General features: G+C 34.8%; 20 protein-coding genes and 1 pseudogene. 11 read left to right on the forward strand and 10 right to left on the reverse strand.

Annotated features, from left to right (window positions below; translation table 11 throughout):
• Positions 1 to 348: 348 nt before the first annotated feature.
• The 3 genes and pseudogenes from H6F47_RS08435 to H6F47_RS27835 all read right to left on the reverse strand — a co-directional run.
• Positions 349 to 1,512: a helix-turn-helix domain-containing protein gene (locus H6F47_RS08435; RefSeq protein ID WP_190648560.1), complete on the reverse strand. Its 1,164-nt coding sequence runs from the start codon at positions 1,510 to 1,512 to the stop codon at positions 349 to 351.
• 351 nt (positions 1,513 to 1,863) lie between these two features.
• Entirely contained in the window at positions 1,864 to 2,103 is a 240-nt protein-coding gene (locus H6F47_RS08440) for a hypothetical protein (RefSeq protein ID WP_190347654.1), read from the reverse strand.
• A gap of 53 nt (positions 2,104 to 2,156) precedes the next feature.
• A pseudogene (locus H6F47_RS27835) lies at positions 2,157 to 2,417 on the reverse strand (glycosyl transferase family 1); the annotation flags it as partial.
• Between the two features lie 338 nt (positions 2,418 to 2,755).
• Here H6F47_RS27835 and H6F47_RS08445 point away from each other — a divergent pair.
• From H6F47_RS08445 to H6F47_RS08470, 6 genes are all read left to right on the forward strand, one after another.
• Positions 2,756 to 3,613, forward strand: a complete 858-nt coding sequence (locus tag H6F47_RS08445; protein WP_190648563.1) for a transcription factor RcaD — start codon at positions 2,756 to 2,758, stop codon at positions 3,611 to 3,613.
• Positions 3,614 to 3,670: 57 nt separating this feature from the next.
• Positions 3,671 to 5,776 (forward strand): ATP-binding protein, encoded by a 2,106-nt coding sequence (locus tag H6F47_RS08450; RefSeq protein ID WP_190648566.1) that lies wholly within the window; start codon positions 3,671 to 3,673, stop codon positions 5,774 to 5,776.
• Between the two features lie 15 nt (positions 5,777 to 5,791).
• Positions 5,792 to 8,482, forward strand: a complete 2,691-nt coding sequence (locus H6F47_RS08455) for a DNA translocase FtsK (protein WP_190648569.1) — start codon at positions 5,792 to 5,794, stop codon at positions 8,480 to 8,482.
• A 160-nt stretch (positions 8,483 to 8,642) separates the two neighbouring features.
• Positions 8,643 to 9,527, forward strand: a complete 885-nt coding sequence (locus tag H6F47_RS08460; protein WP_096568089.1) for a ParA family protein — start codon at positions 8,643 to 8,645, stop codon at positions 9,525 to 9,527.
• 214 nt (positions 9,528 to 9,741) lie between these two features.
• Positions 9,742 to 9,909 (forward strand): type II toxin-antitoxin system HigB family toxin, encoded by a 168-nt coding sequence (locus H6F47_RS28835; protein WP_347237738.1) that lies wholly within the window; start codon positions 9,742 to 9,744, stop codon positions 9,907 to 9,909.
• On the forward strand, positions 9,897 to 10,307 hold the full coding sequence (locus H6F47_RS08470; protein WP_096568091.1) for a transcriptional regulator: 411 nt from the start codon (positions 9,897 to 9,899) through the stop codon (positions 10,305 to 10,307). The genes H6F47_RS28835 and H6F47_RS08470 overlap by 13 nt, the downstream gene beginning before the upstream one ends.
• A gap of 25 nt (positions 10,308 to 10,332) precedes the next feature.
• Here the strand turns inward: H6F47_RS08470 and H6F47_RS08475 are convergent, their stop codons facing one another.
• The 3 genes from H6F47_RS08475 to ileS all read right to left on the reverse strand — a co-directional run bounded on the left by H6F47_RS08475 (position 10,333) and on the right by ileS (position 14,625).
• Entirely contained in the window at positions 10,333 to 10,938 is a 606-nt protein-coding gene (locus H6F47_RS08475) for a Uma2 family endonuclease (protein WP_096568093.1), read from the reverse strand.
• 63 nt (positions 10,939 to 11,001) lie between these two features.
• A complete protein-coding gene (locus tag H6F47_RS08480; protein ID WP_190648571.1) occupies positions 11,002 to 11,589 on the reverse strand; it encodes a Uma2 family endonuclease in 588 nt (195 codons plus the stop codon).
• A gap of 153 nt (positions 11,590 to 11,742) precedes the next feature.
• A complete protein-coding gene (ileS, locus tag H6F47_RS08485) occupies positions 11,743 to 14,625 on the reverse strand; it encodes an isoleucine--tRNA ligase (protein WP_190648575.1) in 2,883 nt (960 codons plus the stop codon).
• Positions 14,626 to 14,731: 106 nt separating this feature from the next.
• On the opposite strand from ileS, the gene H6F47_RS08490 reads away from it, so the two are divergent.
• Both H6F47_RS08490 and H6F47_RS08495 read left to right on the forward strand, forming a co-directional pair.
• The gene (locus H6F47_RS08490; RefSeq protein ID WP_190648578.1) at positions 14,732 to 15,928 is read left to right on the forward strand and encodes a hypothetical protein; all 1,197 of its coding nucleotides are present in this window, start codon (positions 14,732 to 14,734) and stop codon (positions 15,926 to 15,928) included.
• 7 nt (positions 15,929 to 15,935) lie between these two features.
• Positions 15,936 to 17,051 carry a hypothetical protein gene (locus H6F47_RS08495; protein WP_206755140.1) on the forward strand — a complete coding sequence of 372 codons (1,116 nt, stop codon included), beginning with the start codon at positions 15,936 to 15,938 and terminating at the stop codon, positions 17,049 to 17,051.
• Positions 17,052 to 17,092: 41 nt separating this feature from the next.
• Here the strand turns inward: H6F47_RS08495 and H6F47_RS08500 are convergent, their stop codons facing one another.
• Positions 17,093 to 17,692: a hypothetical protein gene (locus H6F47_RS08500; protein ID WP_190648584.1), complete on the reverse strand. Its 600-nt coding sequence runs from the start codon at positions 17,690 to 17,692 to the stop codon at positions 17,093 to 17,095.
• Between the two features lie 145 nt (positions 17,693 to 17,837).
• Positions 17,838 to 18,413 (reverse strand): hypothetical protein, encoded by a 576-nt coding sequence (locus H6F47_RS08505; RefSeq protein WP_190648585.1) that lies wholly within the window; start codon positions 18,411 to 18,413, stop codon positions 17,838 to 17,840.
• A gap of 66 nt (positions 18,414 to 18,479) precedes the next feature.
• Here H6F47_RS08505 and H6F47_RS08510 point away from each other — a divergent pair, with 66 nt between their 5' ends.
• Positions 18,480 to 18,833 (forward strand): hypothetical protein, encoded by a 354-nt coding sequence (locus tag H6F47_RS08510; protein WP_190648588.1) that lies wholly within the window; start codon positions 18,480 to 18,482, stop codon positions 18,831 to 18,833.
• Positions 18,834 to 19,071: 238 nt separating this feature from the next.
• Here the strand turns inward: H6F47_RS08510 and H6F47_RS08515 are convergent, their stop codons facing one another.
• A complete protein-coding gene (locus H6F47_RS08515) occupies positions 19,072 to 20,436 on the reverse strand; it encodes an NAD(P)/FAD-dependent oxidoreductase (RefSeq protein ID WP_190347643.1) in 1,365 nt (454 codons plus the stop codon).
• Positions 20,437 to 20,711: 275 nt separating this feature from the next.
• Positions 20,712 to 21,497 (reverse strand): Ycf66 family protein, encoded by a 786-nt coding sequence (locus tag H6F47_RS08520; RefSeq protein ID WP_190347642.1) that lies wholly within the window; start codon positions 21,495 to 21,497, stop codon positions 20,712 to 20,714.
• A gap of 239 nt (positions 21,498 to 21,736) precedes the next feature.
• On the opposite strand from H6F47_RS08520, the gene gndA reads away from it, so the two are divergent.
• Together gndA and H6F47_RS08530 are read left to right on the forward strand one after the other, a co-directional pair.
• Positions 21,737 to 23,167, forward strand: a complete 1,431-nt coding sequence (gene gndA / locus H6F47_RS08525; protein WP_096568110.1) for an NADP-dependent phosphogluconate dehydrogenase — start codon at positions 21,737 to 21,739, stop codon at positions 23,165 to 23,167.
• 927 nt (positions 23,168 to 24,094) lie between these two features.
• Positions 24,095 to 25,303 (forward strand): hypothetical protein, encoded by a 1,209-nt coding sequence (locus H6F47_RS08530; protein WP_190648591.1) that lies wholly within the window; start codon positions 24,095 to 24,097, stop codon positions 25,301 to 25,303.
• Positions 25,304 to 25,404: the final 101 nt, after the last annotated feature.

Raw genomic sequence — 25,404 nt, forward strand, 5'->3', positions numbered from 1 at the left:
CTTCGACACCGCCCTTCGACACCGCTCAGGACAGGCTCAGGACAGGCTCAGGACAGGCTCAGGACAGGCTCAGGACAGGCTCAGGACAGGCTCAGTACAAGTCGCTCAGTACAAGTCAAAATAGCTAAAACCCTTTACCTGTAAAGTTTTCGGATTTATATGGCTAACGCCACGCTACGCTATCAGCAAACCCTATTTACCTCCTGCCTCTTGCCTCGCTCATGATCATAATGTTGGCACAATTCTTTACTAGCTGTGCAGCAAGTTCAAATTGAGGAAATTTTTACTAATTCGTAATTCGTAATCAGTATTTAATAGGTTCAAGCCTACATAAATTGTAATTGCGAATTATGAATTATGAATTATGATGATATGTTTTTTATGATCAAATTGAATTTTACCTTGTTGTTGGAACTGACTCAGTAAGCGTGTAATTGTGACTCTGGTAGTACCACAGATATTGGCAATATCTTCATGAGTGAGGCGAAAACAAAGGCGTGTTCCTTCAGGTACTGGTTCTCCAATTTGCTGTTTTAAAAGTTCTAATAAATGCTGTAATCTTGCTGGTACTTTTCGCTGACCAGCAATAAATAAAAAAGATTGTGTTTGTTGTAATCGCTGTTGAATTTTAGGTAATAGGATTTTATTGAGGTTGGGTGTAGCTGCAATTTCTGAAAGGTAAATTGGTACTACTTCGACATCTGCAATGGCTGTGGCTTGGTAAATGGGTAAAGATGTCATACTAGAGCCAAAAATCATGCCTGGTTTTGCTAACCCTGTGATTATTTCTGCACCTGTTTCACTAAATGCAGTGAGTTTAACTAAACCATGACGAACAAACCAAATTAATAAAGGAATGAGGGTAATAATTTCTCCTTTGGAATGTTTATGTATAGGACGATTTTCAATTAGGTCGGTGAAATTTTTAACATCTGTTGATTCTACTGGCTGATAAGCAACACTTTTATGTATTAACCAGTGTAATTTCGTCTGTTGCTGATTGGCAACAGATTTGACTTTCAAAGAGGCATCAAATGAATCATCATGACGTGGCTGTAATCGTAATAATATTTCTCGGATTTGCTCAGATTTAGATATCTGATTAATTGTGCTGAAAAAGTAGGAGTGTTGTTCTTGTGAAATGAAATTTGTTATTGGTTTTCCAACTAGAACATTTTGGTCAATGTTTAGTAATTGTGATGCTAATCGGTTGGCTTCTTGGATAATACCCTGTTGATCAGTTACTAAATAAGCTGCTGGTGCAAATTCAAATAATTCTTGGTAATGTTGGCGTTGTGTTTCCAGCAAGGTGCAATTTTGCATGAGTTCTTCGTTTTGCTGGTAAAGTTCCTCAGCTGCTAATTGCAACATTTTTGAGGTGCTATGTAGTTCTTTAAATGCTTGGGGTAGTAGATCAGAGGGAATCCAGGGTAATAAGGTAGCAGTTTGGTATAAATCTGCTAAATACTGGTGTAATGCTTCTGATCGTTGGATAAATAGTTGTATGTTCACTTTTAATTCCCGCCTTTATATGGATATTGAGTCAAAAATTCCATTACTTTAAATTTGGGAAACTTTTTTTATACTCTTTTTAAGGTGTTAAAAAATGAAAATTTATTATATTTTAAGTTTTACTTAATCATTTGGTAATTTGTTTTAACGTTTTATTATTCATATATATATATATATATATATATGAATAATAAGTTTATTGTATTAAAACTGTTTATTTTTTAGCTTTTCTATGTTTACTTGTAGTTTACATTATAATGCTTAATTGATGCAAATAACCAGATTGTTGATATCTGACGCACCCTATTAATGTGCCAGTTGCGTAAGTCGTCCACTGATAACTATATTTGTCTATAGATTGTGCAAATTTGTGGGATACTGAGATTGGCGATCGCCTGATTTTTTGTGAGCTTTGTTGCCATTTTGCTGATCATGCTGGGTTTGTATCTCATACCATTCACTCATGCAATATTCTGACCAACAAAAGCAGTATTCATACCAACAAAAATCACATAAGTTGGAATCTGCTATTTGCTCTCCGTTGGATACAGGTTTGACGCTATTATGAGGACAGTGAATATAATTACTCATTGGTGTTAACTCCTTTTTTGAATGAAAACAACAGCTTTATTAAGTTATTTGTATTACTCAGTTTCTAGACAAATTTGCTTATGAAGCTTTCCAGCAATTTCCCAAGTAAAGTTAGTTTCTATAAATTATCTGGCATTATGAGAGAGTTGATTTATAAGTTGTGAATCTTCAAAAATTTGACTAATAGCTTTTATGTATTCTGCGGGTTATTTTGCTTTTAATGCTCGTCGTGGTGTGTTGATACTATCTACAGCAAGTCCTTCTAACCCGCGATCGCTTCCCACCACTGGAATACCTGCGGACATCGCTTCTAGTACCGCTTCGCAGAAGTCAAAAGTCAAAATTCAAAACCAAGACAGCATAGGATTGTCGGAGATTGAGAATGGTTGGTTTATTTACGCCGTGCTGTACTAGATTTACTAAGAGATTGACCAAAATATCATAGCACCATGTTCCTTTAGAGACTAAAATAAATACAACAACCAAAGCTAACTTTTAATAGCTTATTCAGGAAGCAATGACTAGAAATTTTCATAATAGTTTAGTGTTTAGTGAAAAATGGTACAGATTAGGGTTAACATAATAAAAGTGTGTCAATTTTTCTCTTTTTAACCTAGATTAGTCATAGTTCGCAGCCAGCAACATTAAGCACATGGATACTAACCAGTTAAAATTTGTATTAAAACTATTGGGATGTCCCAACTACCGCGCTGGGTTAAGTTCCAGTGTTTTTGACGCTTTTAAAAAAGATAAAAACAAAATTTGCAGAGATTTGAAAGCACTAGAACTGGTAGACTATTCCCAAGAGATTGCCACAGTAAAAATCAAGGATGCTGGACAGGCTTTGTTAAAATTAGATTCCAGTCAATTACCCATCAGTGATAAAGAACTGAAAGTATTGGAAAAGATCGGTAAAAGTTCTAAAAAAATCGCCCCCAGTGAAATTAAAGTTTCTGGTTTGAAATCAGATGAACGAGAGACGATATTAAACGTATTAACTGGAAGGGGTTTGATTGAAATAGAAATCAAGATGAAAAGAGTTAAAGCTGAAGTGTGGTTAACTCCAAGGGGAATAGAATATTTGCGGGATGAATTTATTACCAATCAGGGTAATAAGCCCACTATTAGTTTAGACTTATTGGGTAATTATATCCGGTTTTTGCGGAAAAATTTACGTCATTCAGAACCAGTTGCTTCTGTAGTATCTATCAGTGAAAATTCGGAAATAGAAACTATCAGTAAACCTAGTGATCAACAGGTTTTAGAGACTATTAAAAAATTAGATTATGAACTGGGAACAGAGAATTATTTACCTATTTTTCATTTACGAGAAAAGTTACAACCACCTTTATCAAGGGATGAATTAGATCAAGCTTTGTATAGGTTGCAAAGAAATGATCTAATTGATTTGAGTTCTTTACAAGAACCTATTGCTTACACCCCAGAACAAATTGATGCTGGTATTCCTCAAAATCTTGGTGTTTCACTGTTTTTCATAATAGTGAATTAACACATTTTCATATTATTTCATTTTTTCATTAGTTCATCCTCTCACCAAATTTTATTTATGACAGACATAAACAATATTATTAAACGTGAAGTCAATCCTTTTGACCGGCTAAATTTGGCAGTTACTAATTTTTGGGCTGACAAGCAAGATTCATCACTAATGGTCGAATCAATTCATCAAGATGCTATAATTCAGATTGAAGATTTACTCAAGTTATTAACTATAGATAATCTTAGTCGTACAATTTTACTAAAAGGTGAACCTGGTTCTGGTAAAAGTTATTTATTAAGTCGGCTTAAACGTAATCTAAATAACAAAGCATTTTTCGTATATATTTTATGTAACTGGGTTGATAGTAATAATATTTGGCGGCATATTTTACGCTATACGGTGGATAGTTTGATTCAAGTTCCTGAAGGTGAGAAAGAATCACAATTGATGTTATGGCTAAAAAGTTTATCAGCCTTTACAAGAAGTGATATCAAAAAAAGAATATTTAATGATAATTTTTGGGAAGTCTTACAAAGTGATCGCCAAAAATTTATTAAACATCTCAGGAAGACCTATAAAACAGCAGGTATTTATAACCCTGAAATCTTTTTTGGTGTGCTGCACGATTTAGCAAATCCCGAATTATATGATATAGCTTGTGAATGGTTGCGAGGAGATGATTTAAGTGAAGAATCAATGAAAGCAATCAAAGTTAGAAACTGTATTGATACAGAAGATGCAGCTAAAAATATTTTAACAAATTTTGGCAGAATTTCCACACAGACGCAACCAATTGTTCTATGTTTTGATAACTTTGACAATATGCCACTTTCATCTGAAGGTTTTTTAGATGTACAACCTTTCTTTAATGTTAATACAAGTTTTCATGCTGATAATCTAAAAAATTTTTTAATTATTATAAGTGTAATCACCCAAATGTGGAATCGCAATTTTGATCGAATTTTCAGAGCTGATCAAGCTCGAATAGACAGAGAGATTAAGTTAAAAGATATTACTATAGAACAAGCAGAAGCACTTTGGGATTATCATCTCAAACCATTACATCACTTAGCAAATCCTCAACCTGAATCTCCTATTTTTCCCCTAAATCGGCAAATTTTAGAAACCAATTACCCTGGTGGTAAAACCACGCCGAGAAATACATTAACTCTGGGACGTGACGAATATCAAAAATATAAAATTGATATCATCAGTGGTCATATCAAACCTGAACCTGTAGCACAAACAAAAGTTACCATACCCCAACAAAAAGTTACTCCTGATCCCATAATTACTATTTCTTTATCTGTAAGTGATCCAGAAACAACTCAAGCAGAATTTGAATTACTATGGCAAAAAGAATATAAGAAAATTCAGGGTAAAATTACAAAATTATCTCTGTTATCATCATCTGACTTAATGCAGATGTTACAACAAGCTTTATCAGCTTTACAAATCCAGGGAATTAAGCCTAAACTTTTAACTGGAAAATATGCTACTTATTCATTGAGTTATCAGCAGTCTCAAAAACAAGAAAGAGTAGGAATAGTCTGGACAGAAGATTCAAACATGACTACTTTTTTTCATGTTATGAATGCTTGCAAAAATGTAATTCATAACAATAGCTGTAAAACTCTTTATTTAGTCCGTGCTGGAAATGTAGGAAAACCAAATCTTGCAGGAAATCAACTTTATAGAGAACTTTTTACACACACTCATCACCAACACATCAAACCAAGTCTAACAGCAGTTCATTATTTAGCAACATACCAAAGTTTTGTCAATTCTGCCAAATCTCAAGAATTAGTCATTGGTGGGAAAACGATTAATTTACAAGGACTAGAATCTTTAATGCGTGAATCTCAAATCTTGCATAACAAATGTACTTTGTTACATGATTTAGGTCTTGTTGCTACAACAGAACAAGATACAAATGGTAAAGTTAGAAGAGATTACAGACCTGTAAAAGATTTTATCTTAAATCTCATCAAAACTCAAGGATTTATGGGAGTAAATACGTTAATTTTCCAAACAGCTAGTCAATTTGCTGATGTTCAAGAAACAGAAATTAAAATGTTAATTGATCTATCATGTCAGGAAAAGAAAGCTAAAATTATGAACCCAAAAGCTAAATTACAAGATCAATTAATTTCTTGGAATCCTCAACTATAATATATATATCAACTAATGCACTACCTAACCAAAGATGCGGAAATATATCAGCAAATTTCCCAAATATCCCGACATAAAACTCTATGGATAGATACAGAAATTGCTGATTGGAATACTCCCTACCCCAGATTATCATTAATTCAAATATTGGCTGATCCTACAGACTTAACTGGTGAGTCTGCTTTAATTTTCGATGTTTTAGATAAACCTGATTTGACCGATTATTTTATCAATCAAATCATGGTAAAATCAGAAATTGCTAAGGTTTTTCATAACTCTGGATTTGATGTTAAATATTTAGGTAAAAACCTAGCCCAAAATATTATCTGTACATACCAATTATCTAGAAAAATTACCCGTGAAAAACTACAAGTAAGTAATTTAAAACTCAAAACCTTAGCTGTAGAACTTTGTCAATTTTCTGATGTAGATGTAGAAGAAGGAACAAGTGACTGGGGAAAACGTCCTCTCACTCAAAAACAGCTAAACTATGCAGCAATGGATACAGTCTATTTAGCTGCTGTCCATCGTCGCTTACTACAAATATATCAACCTGAAGCTATTAATGAGATTTTTAATATGGTAAATAATACATCTGAAAATTCATCTTTAACACCGACTAAAGTTAGAGTAGCGTTTGAATGTCCGCGGTTATTTTATCTCAATCATCATTTTGATCATAAAGCAATATTTTTTCCTAAAAATTCCATTTCCGGTATTGGTAATGTTTTTCATAAATTAGCCGATGATTTGATAGAATTAATCAAGATTAATCCCCAAATTAAATCTTTATTAATTGCCGATGTAAGTAGATTAAATTTAGAACAAATATCATCGGAAATTCAACAAATATTTTATACAAATCAATTATTCCCTTATTTACAAAATATTATCAGTCAAGATGACAGTAAAGCACCTGCTTTATTACAAATTTGGCAAGGAATACAAGGACTGATTAAAAAACTCACAGAGTTATTAATTATCAATCGGCATTATTGTAGTGCTGAGACAGTAATTAAAAATACTTTTATTCAGGAAGAAAGAACTTTAGAATATTATTTTAATTTACCTGATGGTACACAACAATTAGTTAGAGGTGAATTTGATTGTTTAGTTTTTAATTTTGAAGTTAAACGCCTGTGTATGATAGAGTTTAAAACCTATCACCCTGTAGATCCAGCAGCACAGTTAGCACAGGTTTCTCTGTATAGTTATATGTTATTTCACAAGAAAAAAGCGGCGGTAGATTCTGCGGTTTATTGTGTTTTACCTGAATTTAAAGATTACCAATATTCCTGGGAACAATTAGAAAATACAGTTCATCAATTAATTCCCTACAAACTATTACAAATGCAGGAATGGTTAAAATGGGAATCTCCCAACCCCAACCCACCACCTGCGACGACTCAACCTCATTTGTGTGAAATTTGTCCTCAACAACAAAAGTGTCAGACATTTTTTAATCCTAATGTTCTTAAAGAATGTCTAGAGATGATGATAGATTTATGTGATCGATTAACAATTAAGTCAACTATTAATGCTGATGAAATAGGGGAATCTGATCCCCCCCAACCCCCCTTAAAAAGGGGGGAGAGTTTACCTATTATTAACTATGATGAAATTGGAGAATTTGATACCCCTCACTTAAAAAGGGGGGAGAGTTTACCAAATATTAATGCTGATGAAATTGGGCAATCTTTAGTTACAACTTTGGCATCTTTTAAGGTTAATGTAGATTATTATGGTGCTGATGTAAGTCCGGCATTTATTCGGGTGAAAATTAAACCCCATTTAGGTATAAAAGTGCCTTCAATTTTAAAATTATCTGCTGATTTACAAGTGCAATTAGGGTTAGAATATCCTCCTTTAATTGCGCCCCAAGCTGGTTATGTCAGTGTTGATTTACCACGCAAAGATAGACAAATTGCTAAATTTGAAGATTATATTCAAAAACAGTTTTTACCAGCAAATACACCTGTAAAAATTGCTGTAGGAATAGGTATTGATGGTAATTTATTGGAAGCTGATTTATCTGATCCGAATACTTGCCATTTTTTAGTAGGAGGAACAACAGGAAGCGGTAAAAGTGAATTTTTAAGATCCCTACTTCTCAGTTTATTGTATCGTCATTCTCCCCAACATCTGAAAATTGCCTTAGTTGATCCGAAAAGAGTGACATTTCCCGAATTTGAACAAATTCCCTGGTTATATTCACCAGTTGTTAAAGATAGCGATCGCGCTATAGAATTAATGGAAGAATTATTGATAGAAATGGAATCTCGCTATCAAAAATTTGAAAAAGCTAAATGTAAAGATTTAACAGATTATAATCACAAATTTTCCCCACCTTTACCCCGGATAGTATGTATTTTTGATGAATATGCCGATTTTATGGCAGAAAAAGAAATTCGTACTGCATTAGAACAAAGTATCAAACGTTTAGGTGCAATGGCAAGAGCAGCAGGAATACATTTAATTATTGCTACCCAACGTCCAGAAGCGGGGATAGTCACCCCTATTATTCGCTCAAATTTACCGGGAAGAATTGCTTTAAGAACCTCCAGCGAAGCGGATTCTAAAATTGTTCTTGGTGGAACACAAACAGCAGCAGCATATCTGTTAGGTAAAGGTGATTTACTTTATCAAGTTGGTTCTCAGTTACATCGTTTACAAAGTTTATTAGTAAAAAATATGAAACTACCTTAAAAAAGTCCTTAACTTTTTTCGGGGTATAACCGCATAAAGGAGAAAAGATAGCCCAAAGCAAATTTTCGCATCTACCAAAAGACTAAATTAACCAAAGTTAAAATCTATTAGATAATATGTACGCTACATTAATGGGAATGCGTCAGCAGAGGAAATAAAAATGGGATATGTAATTGCAACTGCAAACATGAAAGGTGGAGTGGGTAAAACTACGGTTACTGTTAATTTGGCCACTTGTTTAGCAAAAAATCACGGAAAAAAGGTATTGGTTCTCGATTTAGATAGTCAAATTAGTGCTACCCTCAGTTTAATGTCACCGATGGAGTTTGCTAAACGTCGCAAACAAAGAAAGACTTTTAGATATTTGATAGATGAAGTTATTAACCCATATCCCAATGCTGAATACAAGATTCAGGATATCATTCAAGGTGAATTATGTAAGCTGCCGGGATTGGATTTATTGCCAGGAGATATCGACTTATATGATGAATTTGTCGTTTCAGAAATGCTGCATAATCAAGCATTAGCCTTGGGTGAACAAGATTTTGAAACTATTTGGAATCGTTTTGAAAGAGTCTTAATTAGAGACATTTTAAAACCAGTTCGGGATGAATATGATTTTATTCTTTTAGACTGCGCTCCTGGTTATAATCTCATGACTCGTAGTGCTTTAGCAACTAGCGATTTTTATCTTTTACCTGCTAAACCAGAACCTTTATCTGTGGTGGGTATTCAATTATTAGAAAGACGCATTGCTAAGTTAAAAGATAGTCATGAACAGGAAGCAAAAATCAATATCAAAATGTTGGGAATTGTCTTTAGTATGTGCAATACTAATTTATTGACTGGCAGATATTATAAACAAGTAATGCACCGAGTTGTGGAAGATTTTGGTGTAGAAACTATTTGTCAAGCACAAATTCCCGTTGATGTCAATGTAGCGAAAGCTGTTGATAGTTTTATGCCGGTAACGTTAATGAGTCCGGGTTCTGCTGGTGCGAAGTCATTTATGCAGTTGACTGAGGAATTATTGCGGAAGTTGTAAAGGCTATATAATAGATCCTCGATTGATTAAAAAAGTCGGGGATCTTGGTATGCTCACATTATGATTAAATTTGCTATAATATATTCTGAAATTTCATGCACATTATTTCTCGTAAAGCTTTTCGTCAATTTTGTGAACAGTATCCTGATAGTGAAAGTGCATTGACTCGCTGGTTTAAACTTAGAATGGGGCTAATTTTGAAACTTTTGATGAATTGCGCTCTGTTTTTCCTAGTGCTGATATGGTAGGTGATTTAATTGTATTTAATATTGGTGGTAATAAATATCGTTTAATTACTTCAATTCATTTTAATCGCCAAAAAGTGTATATTCGCAAGATATTAACTCATTCAGAATACGACAAAAATCTATGGAAAAATTAACTACATTGCCCCCTGATATTAATATCCATTGGACTGCTATTGCTCCTTTGCTTACAATTCGTAATGAAGAAGAATATGATCAAGCTATCGAAAGATTAAATAATTTACTTGATGAAATCGGTACTAGTGAACAGCATCCTCTTTATAATTTACTGGATACGTTAGGAACAGTAATTGAGGCTTATGAAAAAGAACATTATGCTATTCCTAATTGTCATGGAAATGATATATTAGCTTATTTAATTGAAGAACACAAATTGAGTTTATCAGATTTACCTGAAATTGGTACAGCAGAAACAATAAAGGCTATTTTGAACAAAGAACAAGCATTAACTTTTAATCAAATTCAACAGTTAGCACAACGTTTTCATGTTCCCATTCAAGTATTTATCAGTTAAACTCTAATTTATTGGTACTTATTTTTTACCAAATTTCTCTTAAATCTAAAACAAATCCTGGTAAGATATCTTCACCATTTAATGTTTGAGGATGATCTAATTCTTCCACAGGTTGACTAGGACGATAAATATATACTTTCTGTTGTTTCCTGTCAATTAACCAAGCTAATTTCACACCATTTTCTATATATTCTTCCATTTTTTCTTGTAGTGTTTTCAAGCTATCTGTTTCAGAACGCAACTCTACTACAAAATCAGGACAAATTGGCGCAAATTTCTTTCTTTGTTCTGTGGGTATTGCTTCCCATCTTTCCTTTTTTATCCATGCTGCATCAGGAGAACGCACAGCACCATTAGGTAACGTAAAACCACCACTAGAACCAAAACCTACTCCTGTACCATCTTTTTTTGTCCAAATACCTAATTGCACAATTAAATTAAAATTACGTTCATCTGTTTCTGATCCGGTAGGTGACATAATCAATAAATCTCCAAATTGGTTACGTTCAATTCTAAAATCACGGTTTAATTGACAGAAATCGAAAAATTGATCATCAGTCATGATGATATCTGGCTGCATTTTTATCACCATTGGCAAGATTTCTGTAACTGTGGGTGTTTGTGTGTTCATAGGTTTATTTTTGGATGTGGAAAATGAGGATGCAGATCCGTTGATTGATTAATCATTAATTGATTACCAAATCTCTGTTAAATCTAAAATAAATCCTGGTAAAATATCCTCTCCATTTAATGTTTGGTGATGATCTAATTCTTCCACAGGTTGACTAGGACGATAAATATATACTTTCTGTTGTTTTCTATCAATCAACCAAGCTAATCTTACACCATTTTCTAGATATTCTACCATCTTTTCTTGTAATTTTTTTAAACTATCATTTGGTGAACGTAGTTCAATTACAAAGTCAGGTGCAATGGGAGCAAATTTTTCTTGTTGTTCAGGTGTTAAACTTTCCCAGCGTTCTTTTTTTACCCAAGCAACATCAGGAGAAACATCTTTTCCATTAGGTAATTTAAAACCCGTGGAAGAATCAAAACCTTTACCTAATTTGGTTTTTTTATTCCAAATTCCTAATTCTACAACAATATCAAAATTACAATTTCCTGTATCGCTACCTGTTGGTGGCATAATTATTAATTCCCCTGATGCTGTGCGCTCAAATCTTAAATCTCGGTTATTGCGACAAAGTTCTAAAAATTGATCATCTGTTAAATTGAGGTTTAATGTTAGTCTAGGAGGTAAAGTTGTTATAGCAGTGTTCATGATGTTTACCTCAATATGTTAGGTTTTGATTGATCCAGTTGATAATCTTGTGAAAAATGAGGATGCAGATCCCCGACTTCTGATGTGAATTTATCATTTGTTTACAAGATTAAAAAAGAAGTCGGGGATCTTAACCACCTACATTATATGATACTAAAATTCACCAGCTAAGGCAGGAACACAGCGTTCACAAAGTAAAGGATGTGCTTCTGATTCTCCTACATGAGTAGAATAATTCCAACAGCGATCGCATTTCTCACCGTCTGCATTTACTACCCCAATAGTCCAATCTTCTGTGGTTGCTGTATATTTCACATCAGCAATTTTGGCAGCATCATCTACTATTTCTACCTGAGATGCTAATAATAAATATCGCAACTCATCCACACCATTACCCTTTTCAGGATTGAAACCTTTGATAGCTTTACATAACTGTTTGTGAGGGATATTTAATAACACCTTTGCTTCCAAAGATGAACCGATCATTTTTTCTATCCGCGCTTGTTCCATCACTTTATTAACATCAGTGCGGAGTGAACGCAGAGTATTCCAAAATTCTGCTAATTCTGCATTGTCCCATTCATCCTTAACCTTAATCCAACCAGCTTCAAACACTGATTTATAAGGAGTTTGATAGGGGATAAATTGCCAAATATCTTCCGCAGTATGACACAAAACGGGTGCGATCGCTCTTGCTAAATTTTCCAATGCAATCTGCAAAACCGTTTGACAACTGCGACGACGGAAACTATCAGCAGCACTGATATATAATCTATCTTTGGCAATGTCTAAATAAAAGTTCGACAAATCAACAACACAGAAATTCTGCACTGTTTGGAAAAAGCGGAAGAATTGGAAGTTATCAAAAGCAGTTGTCACCTCATTAAATACCTCACGGATACGGTGCAACATATAACGATCCAAATCAGGTAATTCTTCAAAATCAACTGCATCTTTTTGAGGATCAAAATCATGCAAACTTCCCAACAAAAACCGTGCAGTATTGCGGATTTTATTTCTCACATCAGCTAATTGTTTAATGATGTTACCACCCAAACGCACATCACCAGAATAATCAACTGAAGAAACCCACAACCGCAAAACATCTGCACCATAAGCAGGTTCTTTTTTCTGATCTTTTCCACCATTAATAATGATTTGTGGATCAACCACATTACCCACAGATTTACTCATTTTCCGGCCTTGTTCATCTAACACAAAACCATGAGTTAAAACTGTTTTATAAGGTGCAATTCCATTTACCGCAACACTGGTTAACAGCGAAGATTGAAACCATCCCCGATGTTGATCAGAACCTTCCAAATACATATCCACAGGATAACCTAATTCTGGTCTTTGCTTCGCCACAGCCGCCCAAGACGAACCAGAATCAAACCACACATCCATCGTATCTGTACCCCGGCGGTAATTGCGCCCATTACTGCGGTAAGGTTCGGGTAACAACTCCTCAACAGACAACTCCCACCAAGCATCAGAACCCTTCTCTGCAATGATAGCTTGGATGTGGTTAATGGTATCTGCATTCAGCAACGCTTCCCCAGTTTCCTCATCATAGAACACAGGAATGGGAACACCCCAGGAACGCTGACGAGAGATACACCAGTCAGAACGTTCTGCAACCATCGGTGTAATTCTATTCTCACCTTGTGCGGGAATCCAACGCACAGATGCGATCGCCTTTAAAGCATCTTCCCTAAATCCTGCCACAGAAGCAAACCATTGTTCAGTAGCGCGGAAAATCGTCGGTTTCTTGGTTCTCCAATCATAAGGATATTTATGAGAGTATGCTTCCTCTTTCAACAAAGAACCCGCTTCTGTCAGCGCGTCAATAATTGCTTGATTACCATCACCCAACACATTCAAGCCAGCAAACTTACCAGCCTCATCCGTGAAATTACCATTATCATCCACCGGTGCAAGAATCGGCAGACCATAACGCTGACCCACAATGTAATCTTCTTGACCATGACCAGGGGCAGTATGCACCAAACCAGTACCAGAATCAGTAGTGATATAATCACCACCAACCACCACCGGACTTTCACGGTCAAAAAGCGGATGACGATAAGTGCAGTGTTCCAAATCCTGACCCGCAAAAGTCGCCTTCACAGTCAACTCAACATCCAAAGTTGCAGTCAACCTTTCTACCAACTCCGCCGCCACGATCAGATACTTGCATCCTCTCTGCGCCTCTGCGTCTCTGCGTGCCACCTCAACAACCGCATAATTCAACGCCCCATTCACAGCCACCGCCAAATTACCCGGTATCGTCCAGGGAGTAGTTGTCCACACAGCTACGCCCAAATCAGGCAAGAACGGCTCTAAAACAGATTTTAGCTTTTCGGACACCTTCACCACCGGGAAAGCGGCGTAAATACTCCTAGAAACGTGACCTTCAGGATATTCTAACTCAGCTTCTGCTAAAGCGGTTTTAGAGCTAGGACTCCAGTGTACAGGCTTTAAACCACGATAGATATATCCTTTTAAGTACATTGCCCCAAAAACGCCAATTTGCGCGGCTTCGTATTCTGGTTTTAAGGTCAGATAAGGATTATCCCAATCACCCCACACCCCATAGCGTTTAAAGCTTTCTCTTTGTTCATCTACGGTTTTAAGGGCGAACTCTTTCGCTTTTTGGCGCAATTGCAAAGGTGTAAGATTTTGCCGTTCTGCTTGTTTCATATTTTGCAGAACTTTTAACTCAATGGGTAATCCGTGACAATCCCATCCTGCAATGTAACGAACTTGACGACCTTGTAGGAGGTGGTAACGGTTAATAATATCTTTGAGAATCTTATTTAAGGCATGACCAATATGCAACTGACCGTTAGCGTAGGGTGGTCCATCGTGCAGTATAAATATTTCGCCTGGGTTTTCTTGGGAGAGGCGAGAATAAATGTTGTTTTCTTCCCAGAATTTTTGAATTTCGGGTTCGCGCTTGATTGCGTTTGCCCGCATATCAAAGTTAGTCTTAGGGAGGTTAACGGTATCTTTGTATTTTCCAGTTTCGGTCACAGTTTCATGCCTAAGATATGTTTGCAGTTATTTGATCAATTATAAGAGATGGTATGATTGTGGGATGAGGTGAGCGATCGCTTATTGCTGAACTGAGGAAAGATTAATGACAAAAAATTTAGATATTATTAAAGATACAAGAGTGGATTGTTACTCTGTAATTGTACAGTTCACGGTAGGAGATTATCTGAATATGGTACAAAAAGCCTTTCATAATAGAAAAGGAGGCTTAGAAGGACAAAGAGATACATTAAAAACAAGAACCGCAATTCGTATTCGTAAGAGGATGGAGAAAGATATAGCATTGGGAGCAGTATTACCTCCAATTGTAATTGGGGCTATTGTTTCTACAAAAGAATTAACAACAATAGAAACAATAGAAGATAAAGACGAGTTTTTGCAGTTTGTTTACCAAATACCACCAGATAATATATCTATTATAGATGGTATGCAAAGAACCACAGCTTTAAATGACGCATTTAATAAAGCATTAAAAGATAATTATGAAATTGCAACTCGTAAAATTCGGATAGAATTTTGGATTGCTTCACAAATTAATAGTTTAACTTATAGAATGTTGGTACTAAATACCGGTCAAGTTCCTTGGAATTTAAGAAGACAAATCGAAACCGTATTTCAAGTCATAATTAAAGAAATACAGCAAAAATATCCAGATATAGAAATAATCACAATTAATGATGAAGGAAGACGTACTAAACCTGGACAATTTCACGCCAATAATGTAATTGAATTATTTCTGGTATTCGGGGCTAGAACCGAAAAAATTAATCTTCCAGAAAGACTAGCGGACGAATTTACAAAACTAGATTTTATAGAATCAACTTCTAATGAGAACTTTACAAATATTTTTTATGAAGTTATGTCTTATCTGTGTAAATTTGATAATGCTTTCGACCGTGCTGAATACTGTCAAATTCCAAATACAGAAGAATATTTTAATTTTAAACAAGGTAAAGACTTATTTAGCAGTCAACCAGTTTGTATTGGTTTTGTAACTGCTATAGCTTCAGCAACATTAGGTAGACCTGGAAATGAATACACACCAGAAAAGCAAAATCAAAAATGGCAGGATATAAAAACAAATGCTGATAAGCTATTGGAAAAATTAGGAAGTTTCAATAGTAACCAAATGCAAGAATTTTTGTGTTTTGATACTTTGAATGAAGTTGTTAGCAAGAAAATAACAAAATCGAATGAAAGAGAATTTTTTCGAGGAGCTTTTAAGGTGCTAATTGATGAAAATTTTGAAGTTGAAAATATGAATCCATGCTGGAGTTACTAATATTATTATGTCCAGAAGTATGAAAGAGGCTAATAAATATATATTTGAAGTATTAGCTAAATTTGTTGAAGATAAAAATGTTGAGCGTCCTATATTTGCTGATGCTATACGATATATTACAACAAATGAACGTGAAAAAGAATGGTTGCAGAAATTAAAAATTCAAGATACACAAAGAATTTTGCCGACATTTAGAACGGCATATTTTGAATTTGAAAAACAAAAATACTTTGTTACCATTGGTTCGACAACTCAGTTATTAACAGAACGAGAAATAATACAGGAAGAACAATTAAATGGAGGAATATTTACAGCCTTAATATCTGAACTCAAAATTCCCGTTAAACAAACTGCTGATGTGAGTTATATTGAAAATGAAATTTTTTATGAAACTGAAGAAGAAAAAATTGAATATAAACTTAGTCAAGTACAAGAGTTTTTTGAACCTATTTTTGTTTATAAAATTCAATATGACTGTCTGTTTATTGATATTGATACAAAGAATAAAACTAGTGTTAATATTCTAAATCTAAAATTATCTGGTTTTTATATTACTCATAATCCTCAAATCATGTCTCTAGAATTTGACGAAGAAACTCTTATAATTTTCAGAAGATTGTTTCTTGAAGGTGCGAAAAATATACCTTATGATAATCTAGTTTTTAGTTTAGTATCTGTTTATTGGAGATATTCTTTTCTGGATGTGTACAGATGTATAGAAAGATTATTTTCATTATCATTTTTAGAAGAATTGCATCAAGATTTAGGAATAGATAATTCATTATCGTTGCTCCAATTTTCAGCCAAGATTGAAAAATATATTGGTTGGAGAGCAGAGGAAAGTAAAGCTATTAATAAATTGATACATAATTCACCTCAAGATGCTATTGATATTTTACAGGAAGTTAAGAGCTTTATTGACTCTCGGCAAGCTAATACACTACCCAGTAAACTTGGTGAGGTAATTTATACAATTCGTAATTCTATAGTTCATTTTAGACCTGCAACTCAGTTAGAAATAATAAATGTAATTGATAATGAATATTGGAATAAACTGATCAGAGCATCTTTATTAATTATTAAGGATTGGTATCATAAATATGATGATCAATTAAATATATAAATACATTTACCTTCTAACATAGAAGTTAACCACAATTTTTATTATTGTTCATTCTGTTCCTGATTTTTCAATATTTCAGCTTGAATAGTTCGCGCTTTCGCAATCGTGCGACAATGATTAATTAACTGATAAGCTGGGTTTTTTCCTCTATCAACTATTTCCTGTAATAAATCTTCAACTGCTTTATTCCAAGTTCCTCTTTCCGCAGCTTCATACAACGCTTTCAATAAATATTTATGTGCTTTTTTCCCAGTCTTAACTTGATCAATATGTTGCGGTATCTGATATTTATTTTCAACTATTTGACTATTGATGTTATTATTAACTATGGGTAATTCTTTTTTAAACTCCACATCAAATAATTGAGCAAATTGTTTTGCCATTGCATCTATTGATGAAGCGAAATTTGTCCAGACTATCGCAGGAAGAAATGGAATTTTTCTGTCTAACCATAATTCCTTGTATATTTGCCAATCTTCTTTCGCTTGTATTTCACTAGATTTAATTTGTAATGGATAATGTTTATCATTAACTTTAACAATTAAATCCCATTTAAACTTAATATCAGCAATACTATTTTCACCTGTGGGATATGCTGTGATATTTTCTAATTTTTCTAAAGCTAACATCACTCTTTTCACTGAAGCATCACCAATTTCATATTCAGGTGTATCTGTAGAATATAAAGTATCAGCACTATAATCTTTACAAACAACATCTAATATTCTTTTGGGTATAGGATAAAGTTGATCATTTCCATAAAAACCAAAATTACCTTCTGGATCTTCATATCTGGGAAATTGTAAAGGTTCTGGGAAATTGTAAAGGTTTTCCTGCTTCTGGAAGCCAATAAATTTCTTTCTTTAGTTCAAAGAAAATCGGATTAATAACTATGTTTAAATAGGATTCTTCTTTGATTTGAATAACTTGGTAATTACTGCTGTTAATTCTTGATATATCAAAATATAAACTCAGCGTTAATTTTTCATCCATGTTTTCTAGTTTTGATACTAGATTACGCCATTGCGAATAATTACTATCAATTTTATATCTAATTTTAGTAGGTAAATAGGTTTGATGATTATAAACTATTGGCTGACTTAAATCTAAGACTTTACCATTTTGTAAAGCCAGTAAATTATTAATGATTGGTTTATCAATATATTCATTATCAATAATTTTCTGAAAAGGAATAATTCCACTATAAGTAGTATCTCCTACTCGATTTTCTAATGTGGAAATACTACCACCTGCTCCTTTAAATGTGCAAATAATGTTTCTTTTACCTCCATTGACAGTATTACGACTTTGATTTGAGTTGGGTTTAATTCCTAATCTCAGTTCAACAATGTTATCTAGCATAAGTTAGTTAAGCGAATGAAATTATATACAATCCTTATTATACCATAAAATAAACAAGTAATTTATATGTCAGAACAACCGAGATTGACTCACAGTGAGCAAGAAAGCAAAAGTATGATCATTGATTTGTCTAAGATCACAGAAAAAACACAAATACAGAATATTCATCTAGCCTTAAAATTTTTAGCCTATCTCCCAACAGAAGCTTATACAGCATTGCAAAATATAGAAGAAATAGCTTCATCTGAAGATTGGCAAAAACTCAGTTATCTAATAGCACGTACTTTAGTAGATGCACAATATGAAATTACTCATCGTCAAATTATAGAACATATAAAAGTGGATAATTTGGATGACATGGAATCTGATGATGATATTTTAGCTGCTGCTGTGAAAATTACGAGTTGTAGATTGGGTTAAGCAAAGCGCAACCCAACACCACATCTTGAATATTATTATCAATGTTGGGTTTCACTTCATTCAACCCAACCTACATTTTTTGATTTTCCAGGTTTACAGGTATTTAGATTTTCATGGTAATTTATTGCGATCAAAATACTTAAACCCGCCATAAGTCTCACACTAATAGATCAAGTGTTGAGATTAATGACGGGTTTCTCTATCGGCTTCAAGGTACTGGTAATAACTACAAAAAAACCTAAACCTTAACTGGCTGTTTGACGGTTTCTGTCGCCTGATAAGGATGAGAATTGTTAATAGGTTGTGGTCCTAAGAAAGCTTCCTTACCTGTAATCAATCGAGAACGACGATTACGAGTAATATAATTCCATGCCCACTGAATTACCACTACCATCTTAGTATCAAACTCAATTAAGAAATAGATGTGAATTACTAGCCAAAATACCCAAGCAATAAAACCTGTAAGTTTCAGAAAACCTAAATCTACTACCGCTAAATTTTGCCCAATCATTGCTAAACTACCAACATCGGTGTAATGGAATGGTGGCAAAGTATGACCATGAAGCCGTAGTAAAATCAACCCAGCAACATATTCTCCTTGTTGTTTAGCTACAGGTGCAACACCGGGTAAAGGTTTACCAGTTTGATGGGAGAAATTAGCTAAATCTCCAATCACAAAAATGTTTTTGTAACCCTTAACAGTTAAGTCTGGTTCTACAACTACTCTACCAGAGCGATCGCATTCTACACCAGTACGATCTGCTAAAACTTTCGCCATTCCAGAAGCTTCAACACCAGCAGCCCATAATACAGTTTTGGCGCTAACTTGTTGTACTTTATCACCTTGTTTGAAAGTAACAACATCATTTTCAATATTTGTCACCCTGGTTTGGGTTTGAACCATCACACCCAATTTTTGTAAAGATTCTGTTGCTGATTGCGATAATTCTGGTGAAATATGAGGAAGAATGCGATCGCCACCTTGCAATAATAAAATTTTCGCTTCTGAAGTGTCGATATTGCGGAAATCTTCTTGCAGGGTTTTATATGCCAACTCAGCGATCGCACCCGCTAATTCTACCCCAGTAGGACCACCACCCACAATCACAAAAGTCAACAAAGCACGGCGTTTTTCAGGATCAGTTTCATTTTCTGCTGCTTCAAATGCAGAAAAAATCCGCCGACGCATTTCTATCGCATCTTCTACAGTTTTCAAACCAGGAGCTAAGTCTTTCCAATTATCTTTCCCAAAATAAGAATGGTTAGCACCTGTAGCCACAATTAAAGTATCATAAGGTACGATTTTATCACCCACAAATACCTTTTGTGTCTTCGGATCAATATTATTTACTTCTCCCAGCAAAACTTTTGTATTTTTACTTTTTCTGAGAACAGCACGCAAAGGAGAAGAAATATCAGCAGGTGATAACGTACCAGTGGCAACTTGATATAAAAGAGGCTGAAATAAGTGAAAGTTCCGTTTATCAATGAGAGTAACCTTTACATTTCTATTAGCAAGAGATTTTGCCGCATACAGTCCACCAAAACCACCACCAATGATGACAACCTCATGTTGTTTATTCTTTTCAAGTGAAACAACCATAAGAAAATATTCCCTTTTGTTAAGAAGCGTGTAACTTTTCTTAACAAATATGTAACAAAGTTATAAGATAGTTTGCCGTTTCTTAGAAAACACTTGACAAAATAATAAAAGTAGTTAAAGTAACTAAATTTGTAATAATTCAGTATTCAGGAGTTTTTTATTTTGGATTTTGGATTTTGGATTTTGGATTGTTTTTGTTAAGTCCAATCTAAAATCTAAAATCTAAAATCTAAAATCTAAAATTTTCTTCCCCAGTCCCCACTCCCTGCCAATACCTAACTACCAATTCCTTCACTGGGTGGTAATTTTTCCGGTGGTGCTTCTGCTGGGGGAGCAAGTACAGCATCTGGGGCGACTTCCTCAACAGAAATATGTGGTTTTTCCTCGGTTTCCTCTTGCGCTTGTGCGACTAACTCAGGAGTCGGAGGAGTTGGATGTGTCACTTCTGAAACAGTTTCAATTTTGGCTTCAGTTTTGGTTTCAGTTTGACTAACTTCCTCACTGACTTCTGCTGTTGGTGTAGCCGTTTCAGATGCAGGAACAGTTACCACTTCCATTGGAGATGTTGTTTGGCTTGGTTGTTCTGCAACAAGAGTAGTCTGATCAACAATTGTCACAACAGGTTTTTCTGGAGGTGCTACTGGTTGTTTATTCCCTACTTGTTGTACCTTACCTTTAACACCACTAAAAACATTAGCAATTAACGATGATAACTGTCCCAGCTTTTCCTGTAAAGAAAACTTAGATACCTGTTCTTGAATACTCACTTTAACTAACTCAGGACTGGGAATAGGCGTTTGTTGTACCTCTGGTGTAAGTTGACGACGCAGAGAAAGAGTTTGCCAACCAAACCACACCAAAAGCGCCACACTAGCTATATGACCCAGTAATAAACCCCCAGTAATGCGTGATGCAAAAATCCATAACACCAAAGCGTAAAATAAACCTACACCACTCCAGATAAAATCATTCTTGCGGTGAATTTCCGGGAAAAAGAAAGCAGCTATGTAAATAGCTACACTGCCAATTCCCACTACTAACGCTAGGATATAGGCGAGCATTTTTTTAACTCCTTACAGTTTCTCATCTGCCGTATTTCCATTTTGCGAATTTTGTTATTGATTTGTCATTGAATTGTTGACTCAGATACAAATCAAAACCAATTCTTGGTGTTAGATGTGATTTTTGCCATTTACCTCAACTCTTAATGTCTTCTTTAGGAGTGAAGCCAAAATCTCGGATTACCCTTAAAGATGAAAGCATCTGCAAGAGTTAGCCAAACCCAAAAAACATTTGAACTATGACACTACAAAGCTTTGGTGTGATTGGATTAGCCGTTATGGGCGAAAATATCGCTCTAAACGTTGAGCGTAATGGCTTCCCAATTGCAGTTTACAACCGCTCTCGTGAAAAAACCGATGCCTTCATGGCCAACCGCGCTGGAGGACGGAATGTTAAAGCAGCTTATACCCTGGAAGAATTTGTCGCTTCATTAGAACGTCCCCGCAAAATCTTAGTCATGGTGCAAGCTGGTAAACCTGTTGATGCGGTAATTCAACAGCTTAAACCCTTACTGCAAGAAGGTGACATCATTATTGATGGTGGTAACTCTTGGTTTGAAGATACCGAAAGACGCACTCAAGAATTAGAACCCACTGGTTTACGCTATATCGGTATGGGTGTGAGTGGTGGTGAAGAAGGCGCGTTAAATGGTCCTTCTCTCATGCCCGGTGGTACAAAAAGTTCCTATGAGTATCTATCCCCCATTTTCAACAGAATCGCTGCACAAGTTGATGATGGTCCCTGTGTAACCTATATTGGACCCGGTGGATCTGGTCACTATGTAAAAATGGTTCACAACGGCATTGAGTACGGCGATATGCAGTTAATTGCAGAAGCCTACGATTTGCTGAAAAATGTCGGTGGTTTGAATGCTGCACAGCTACATCAAGTATTTGCAGAGTGGAATAAAACCGACGAACTCAATTCATTTTTGATTGAGATTACCGCGAATATTTTCCCCTACGTTGATCCAGAAACGAAGATACCTTTGGTTGATTTAATTGTTGACGCTGCGGGACAAAAAGGAACTGGTCGTTGGACCGTACAAACTGCTTTGGAATTAGGCGTTGCTATTCCTACAATTACTGCTGCTGTTAATTCCCGGATTCTCTCTTCTATTAGAGAAGAACGGATTGCCGCATCTCAACAATTAACTGGTCCTGCTCCCACAATCTTTAAAGATACAAGAACTTTTGTGAACATGGTGCGGGATGCACTTTATTGTTCCAAAATCTGCTCTTATGCTCAAGGTATGGCGTTAATTTCTACCGCTTCTCAAGCCTATAATTGGGGTCTGAATTTGGGTGAAATGGCTCGAATTTGGAAAGGTGGTTGTATTATTCGCGCTGGTTTCTTGAATAAGATTAAGAAAGCATTTGACGAAAATCCAGCATTACCTAACTTATTGTTAGCACCTGAATTTAAGCAAACAATTCTGGATAGACAAGCTGCTTGGCGGGAAATAATTGTTACTGCTGCTAAAATGGGAATTCCTGTTCCTGCTTTTAGTGCTTCTCTCGATTATTTCGATAGCTACCGTCGCGCTCGTTTACCTCAAAACTTGACTCAAGCACAACGGGACTACTTCGGCGCTCATACTTACAAACGTATTGATAAGGAAGGAACTTTCCATACTGAGTGGGTTCCCATTGCTGAAGCTAAGAAGTAAGTTGTTTTTATTTAGTTACGATTGATGTTAGGGGCGGTAAAACCGCCCTTAGTTGTTAGATTTGTATTGAGTATGATGTATAATAAGTTAATTACTGGGTTATTGCTACTGCAAGCGATCGCCTCTAAATAAAGATTTTCTAATCTAATAAAATAATCACAAATTAGGAAATAGTAAAATGCACATTAGTTATAGATTGAATGCTAAAGAACTGAATAACAATTTTCTGGATAGTTTATAAAAATTTATTAATGATAATCAAATAATAAGCAAATTAAATTAACGTAAAATTACTGATATAAATTCAACGCAAAATTTAGGAATTACTTAGTATTTCCTCTGATTGCTACTGTCGGAAATGATCACTAAGCCAAAAAATCAATATATTTTTAATCTTTAAGCTTGATAAATTGTAAATTTACTTAAATTTTAAAAACACAATTAAACAAATTGGACAGTATTTATAACTAGATTGCAGCAATCAACACTTCGGTTTTTACTGAAATAAACTTAAAAAGCAACTAAAAAATTACCTCAAGAATCAGCTATGATGTGCTTGCAATTATGGTGAAATGTGATTATCATGACATTAGATAGGTGAATTGCGACATCAAGCAATAAAACACATATCAGTTATAGCAGGAGTCAGGAGTCAGGAGTCAGGAGTAAAAACCTCTTGTGGTCAAAGTTTGATAATAATAGACCTCTCCGAAAATAATGGTAGGGACAATTCATGAATTGTCCCTACAAGGATTTCAGGTGATGCAGATTTAATTAACGGAGATGTCTAATGATAATAAATTGATGTCCTAACTACTCTGTATACAGCTATAAAAGACCATTGGCGAAAACAGGATAAATCATATCTTGCAGTATTCCCAATCATGAAAGAGCAAATAAGTTCACAGTCAAGATCACATTAATACGATGAATAATCCAACATCCAAACCCATAATCAAACGTCAAGAAGAGACTGTATTTGAACGTCCCAAGAAAAAAGGGGATAAAAGCAATTTTCGCTCTTTAAAGGAAGCATTTGATCTAGAAACTTTAGAAAAGAATCCTTGGGGACAATTTTTATTATTTATAGAAGAAAAATATAAAGATTTTACACCCCGACCTTATGAAGAATTGGCACAGAAAGCGAAAATCATCCAAAACGCTATTCGCATCTTGATCGAACATCATCAAGAGTCTTGGGGTGAAATATTAAGTATAATTCCCCAATCAGAAAAAGCGGAAGCAGATGAATTTTATCAGGAGATTTCCAGATATAAAAGACTCACCCCCCAGGAAGTTTATCAAGCATCACAGACAGCTATTCAAGTTATACTTAATCACGATAAATATGGTTTTGTAGATGGCAAGATAGATGCTGAGAGAATTAATCGTAAGACTCAACTGAATGAAGCGATAGATTACTTTCATAACAATCAAGATAAAACTTATTTTATTATTGCCCAACTACCAGAATTAGTTCCTGAAGATGCTAAACCAATGTTTGCAGCATCAAAAGCTTTTCAGCAAATAATTGCCGCCGGTCTAAATATTAAACTTGAAGAGTTTAGCATGGCTTTGATGAGGCGTTTTCGATTAACCCGTGCTGACATAAAAGATGACTATGCTCAATTTAAGGATCAAGAGAAGGATCAAATTGAGAGAGACTTGAGAACTCAAATTAATATTTTACAACAAGAAAAATTAGCACTAGAGGAGGAGTTAGAACAAACTCGTAACCAAGCACGTCAAAAAGCTGTAATTGAAATCGCTAATTCTCTACAAAATGGTAGACAACCTGCTTTAAATCAAATACAGCAGATGATTAGTTTATTAGAATCACAAGTTGAAGAAACTGGAGAACCGGAACTTGATTCTGATCAAGCTTTGACTGTTTTTATTATCCTCCGTAACCTGATGAAAATATTTCAGGAATTAGGAATTGAAAGTTATCCTAAATCATTAAAAGCTAAATTACAAATTTCTCAAAATCAGCTTTCAGAATATGCCTATATCGAAGGAAAGCCTTTTGCTAATGAGGAGGAAATTAAACAAGTAGAGTGTACTCAACCAGGATGGAAAGTAGGAGAAACAGTCATCACACCAGCAAAAGTTAGAGAGTTAAATAGCGATCAATAAAGGAAATTTTATCTTCAATATCCTAAAATCTAGAACACGGATTCATTAATCGTAAGGGCGAAGCATTCGGGTGATAACCTATCGCTGAAACCAATTGATAT

The sequence above is a fragment of the Sphaerospermopsis sp. FACHB-1094 genome (assembly GCF_014696195.1).
Lineage (GTDB): Bacteria > Cyanobacteriota > Cyanobacteriia > Cyanobacteriales > Nostocaceae > Sphaerospermopsis > Sphaerospermopsis kisseleviana.

Coding starts and splice junctions, on each gene's coding strand:
- H6F47_RS08450 (WP_190648566.1), top strand. CDS start 3,671: ATGACAGACATAAACAATATTATTAAACGTGAAGTCAATCCTTTTGAC.
- H6F47_RS08460 (WP_096568089.1), top strand. CDS start 8,643: ATGGGATATGTAATTGCAACTGCAAACATGAAAGGTGGAGTGGGTAAA.
- H6F47_RS08510 (WP_190648588.1), top strand. CDS start 18,480: ATGTCAGAACAACCGAGATTGACTCACAGTGAGCAAGAAAGCAAAAGT.
- H6F47_RS08480 (WP_190648571.1), bottom strand. CDS start 11,589: ATGAACACTGCTATAACAACTTTACCTCCTAGACTAACATTAAACCTC.
- H6F47_RS08515 (WP_190347643.1), bottom strand. CDS start 20,436: ATGGTTGTTTCACTTGAAAAGAATAAACAACATGAGGTTGTCATCATT.
- H6F47_RS08455 (WP_190648569.1), top strand. CDS start 5,792: ATGCACTACCTAACCAAAGATGCGGAAATATATCAGCAAATTTCCCAA.
- H6F47_RS08490 (WP_190648578.1), top strand. CDS start 14,732: ATGACAAAAAATTTAGATATTATTAAAGATACAAGAGTGGATTGTTAC.
- H6F47_RS08445 (WP_190648563.1), top strand. CDS start 2,756: ATGGATACTAACCAGTTAAAATTTGTATTAAAACTATTGGGATGTCCC.
- H6F47_RS08505 (WP_190648585.1), bottom strand. CDS start 18,413: ATGCTAGATAACATTGTTGAACTGAGATTAGGAATTAAACCCAACTCA.
- H6F47_RS08495 (WP_206755140.1), top strand. CDS start 15,936: ATGTCCAGAAGTATGAAAGAGGCTAATAAATATATATTTGAAGTATTA.
- H6F47_RS08530 (WP_190648591.1), top strand. CDS start 24,095: ATGAATAATCCAACATCCAAACCCATAATCAAACGTCAAGAAGAGACT.
- H6F47_RS08475 (WP_096568093.1), bottom strand. CDS start 10,938: ATGAACACACAAACACCCACAGTTACAGAAATCTTGCCAATGGTGATA.
- gndA (WP_096568110.1), top strand. CDS start 21,737: ATGACACTACAAAGCTTTGGTGTGATTGGATTAGCCGTTATGGGCGAA.
- H6F47_RS08440 (WP_190347654.1), bottom strand. CDS start 2,103: ATGAGTAATTATATTCACTGTCCTCATAATAGCGTCAAACCTGTATCC.
- H6F47_RS08470 (WP_096568091.1), top strand. CDS start 9,897: ATGGAAAAATTAACTACATTGCCCCCTGATATTAATATCCATTGGACT.
- H6F47_RS08520 (WP_190347642.1), bottom strand. CDS start 21,497: ATGCTCGCCTATATCCTAGCGTTAGTAGTGGGAATTGGCAGTGTAGCT.